The 3,489-nt window shown below is 41.5% G+C and carries 3 protein-coding genes; all 3 read right to left on the reverse strand.

What is annotated here, in order from left to right; all coding sequences use genetic code 11:
* On the reverse strand, positions 1-710 hold a 710-nt coding region (gene urtC / locus IQ229_RS18875), incomplete at its 3' end, for an urea ABC transporter permease subunit UrtC (RefSeq protein ID WP_194046375.1).
* Positions 711-741: 31 nt separating this feature from the next.
* Positions 742-1,902, reverse strand: a complete 1,161-nt coding sequence (gene urtB / locus IQ229_RS18880; RefSeq protein WP_194046377.1) for an urea ABC transporter permease subunit UrtB — start codon at positions 1,900-1,902, stop codon at positions 742-744.
* Between the two features lie 180 nt (positions 1,903-2,082).
* Entirely contained in the window at positions 2,083-3,399 is a 1,317-nt protein-coding gene (urtA, locus tag IQ229_RS18885; protein WP_194046379.1) for an urea ABC transporter substrate-binding protein, read from the reverse strand.
* Between the last annotated feature and the right edge of the window lie 90 nt (positions 3,400-3,489).

Below are 3,489 nucleotides of genomic sequence, written 5' to 3' on the forward strand. Positions count from 1 at the left end.
TCTGTAGGGTCATAGCCAGAAAATCTTACCCGACTTTCATCATCACGAATCGCTATCAACAACCTCCCAAAGCGTCCAGTTGTCAACCAGCGACAAATTCCGTAGTTGATTGCGAGAAACACTACCGTCAGCGTATAGAAAATAAACTGCGTTTTGGCATCACTGACCGTTGCGCCAAACAAAGTTGTAAAATCTATCAGTCCGTTCGTGCCGTTGAAAAATTGTTGTTGACCGTTAAAGAAGTTGAAAAATACAATAGTTCCAGCTTGAGTCAAGATAGAAAAATAAACTCCCTTGAGACGATTTCGGAAAACCAAATATCCCAACAATCCCGCCAATAACCCTGGAATTAGTACCACAGCAGCTATTGTCAAAGGAAACGAATAAAAAGGTTGCCAAAAGGCGGGAAGTTCTGTAACCCCATAAAGCCCCATGAAATCAGGCAATTCTCCAGTAGGGACTTGCAACTTCAGGTACATTGCGATCGCATATCCACCCAAACCAAAGAAAATACCATGTCCCAAACTCAATAAACCAGTATACCCCCAAATCAAATCGATACCCAAAGCTGCGATCGCCAGCGACAAAAATCGCCCCAACAAATTCAGGCGAAACTCCGTAAGCAACAGTGGCATAACAATTATAAGGAAGAGTGCGATCGCGATCGTCACCCCCACCTCAATTAATAACCCTCCTCCCCTTTTCCTCATTCTCTGCGTCCTCTGCGTCTCTGCGGTTCGTTTAAACATCAACAGTACGTCCCTTCTGCGGAAAAATTCCCCCAGGCTTCCACTGTAAAAACACAATAATCAGCGCAAATACCATCACCTTCGCCATACTCGTCGTGGCAAAAAAAGTAAAAAAATCAGCCAAAGGCTTAACAGGGCTCAACAACAAAGCCAAAGTCCCAGAACCAATTAAAAAATTAGCCGTACCAATACCCAAAGCAGCCACAATCGTCCCAGCTAAATTGCCCACACCTCCAACGACAACCACCATAAAAGTATCAATAATATAGTTTTGTCCCGTATTTGGCCCCACAGAACCAAGCAAACTAATCGCACATCCCGCCACACCAGCTAAACCAGAACCCAGTGCAAAAGTAATCGCGTCCACCTTTTGAGTTGGGATACCCAAACAAGCACTCATACTCCGGTTTTGCGTCACCGCCCGAATTCTTAAACCCCAGCTAGAACGTTGTAAAAATAAGTAAATTCCCGCCACACAGATTATTGTTAAAGCAATAATAAATAACCTGGCAAAGGGTAATTGCACACCACCTAAAGATATCCCTGCTTGTAACCAAGTTGGTGCTGTTACATCTACATTTTGAGCGCCAAACCAAGGTTGAGTCACTGCTAACTGATAAGTTTGACTCAATAAATTGCCCGTTGTGATTGTCACCCCTAGCGATAGTAAAAATATCACCGCCACAATCCAGTTACGAACCCTTCCCAAATCAGTGCGGGAATTTAAAATCCATAAACCTCCAAAAAACAGCAGAGAAAATAAGCCGATACCAATTATCAATACCCAATTCACGCTGCGAACAAACTGCTGAAAAATTAAACTTACTCCCCAAGTTGCCAACAGAGTTTCTAATGGGCGTCCATAGAGATAACGAATCACGCCTTTTTCTAGAATTAATCCCACAGCAGCCGTGAAGATAAAAGCAATAATTAAAGCCAAAAATATATAGACTTCAAACCACACCCCACCCAATTGTTTGCAGACATTTTGCACAACATAAGTTGTATAAGCGCCGAACATCATCAATTCACCATGCGCCATATTGATGACGCCCATCAATCCAAATATAATGGCTAGTCCCAACGCGGCAATCAATAATACAGCGCCAATACTAATACCATTAAATACAGCTTCTAAGAATCCTGTTAACACTTATTTCTCCACAACAGCTATCAGCTAATAGTTATTACCTCATGTACCTCGTTCCCAGTCTCAGACTGGGAATGCCTGTTAGGAGGCTCTGCCTCCTGACTCGCGGCAGAGCCGCAATGAGCAGCATTTCCAGGTAGAACCTGGAAACGAGAATATTACGAATTACGAATTACGAATTATTTAAGTTTTCTTGAACTTACCACCCTTAGCAGGGTCACTCCAATCACAAGCAAATCCTTTAGTTTCTTTCACAAATTGATTCCAAGGAACTGGCTCAACTGCTGTTGGAGTAGCATAGACAATATCAAATAAACCATCTTGTCTAACTTGACCAATCCGCACAATTTTGGATATGTGATGATTGGCATCCATTGTCACTTTACCTTCAGGCGCATCTAGAGTTTGACCATAAGCCGCAGCGCTTACCTTAGCTATATCTGTAGTACCAGCTTTTTGGACTGCTTGTTTCCACAGATAAACTGCAATGTATGCTGCTTCCATTGGGTCATTTGTCACCCGATTTTCACCGTATTCTTTTTTGAAAGCTGCCACAAACTTCTTATTAGCAGGTGTGTCTACTGTTTGAAAATAGTTCCAAGCTGCATAATGACCTTTGAGATACTCTACACCAATTGCTTTGACTTCTTCTTCGGCAATACTTACAGACATAGAGGGATATTTATCTGGTGTCAATCCAGCCCCTTTTAATTGTTTGAAGAAAGCAACGTTGCTATCGCCATTTAAGGTGTTGTAAATCACGCCACCATTGGGCAAATTTTGCTTAATTTTAGTGATAATTGGTGTAACTTCTGTATTGCCAAGAGGTAAATAATCTTCACCAACTGTTTTTCCACCTAAAGCTTCCAGTTGAGCTTTAATGATGGTATTAGCTGTCCGGGGAAAAACGTAATCAGAGCCAACTAAGAAGAATTCTTTGCCCTTATTTTTTAACAGCCAATCAACAGATGGTTCAATTTGTTGATTTGGTGCAGCGCCAGTGTAGAAAATATTTTTAGAACACTCTTGACCTTCATATTGCACAGGATACCAGAGCATGTGGTTTTTGCTCTCAAATACTGGCTTAACGTTCTTGCGGCTAGCAGAAGTCCAACAACCAAAAACGACAGCGACTTTATCTTGATCTATTAGCTTAGTTGCTTTTTCTCTAAAAGTATCCCAGTTAGAAGCACCATCTTCGGTAATTGCTTCAATTTGTTTACCTAAGACACCACCAGCAGCGTTAATTTCTTTGATTGCTAACTTTTCAGCATCAACAACGCTTTTTTCACTAATAGACATCGTACCACTCAGAGAGTGCAAAATACCTACTTTGATGGTGTTACCAGCAGTCGCTGCCGCTGGGGAAGCAGTGGGAGTCACGGCTGGACTCTGTGTCGCAGTTGGAGAATTATTCGCGCAAGCTTTCAAAAAAAAGCTGCTTCCAAAAGTTAAAGAACCGTAGATTATAAACTTGCGTCGGTTAAATTGTCTTCTCATCTTTTTATGAATTTTCCTCTTGATGAATCAGCCAACTTATAGAAAGCTGACAATATCAATCTTTAAAGTGTGATATTAGTGCGATATTTT

This window comes from Nostoc cf. edaphicum LEGE 07299 (assembly GCF_015207245.1).
Classification (GTDB): Bacteria; Cyanobacteriota; Cyanobacteriia; order Cyanobacteriales; family Nostocaceae; genus Nostoc; species Nostoc edaphicum_B.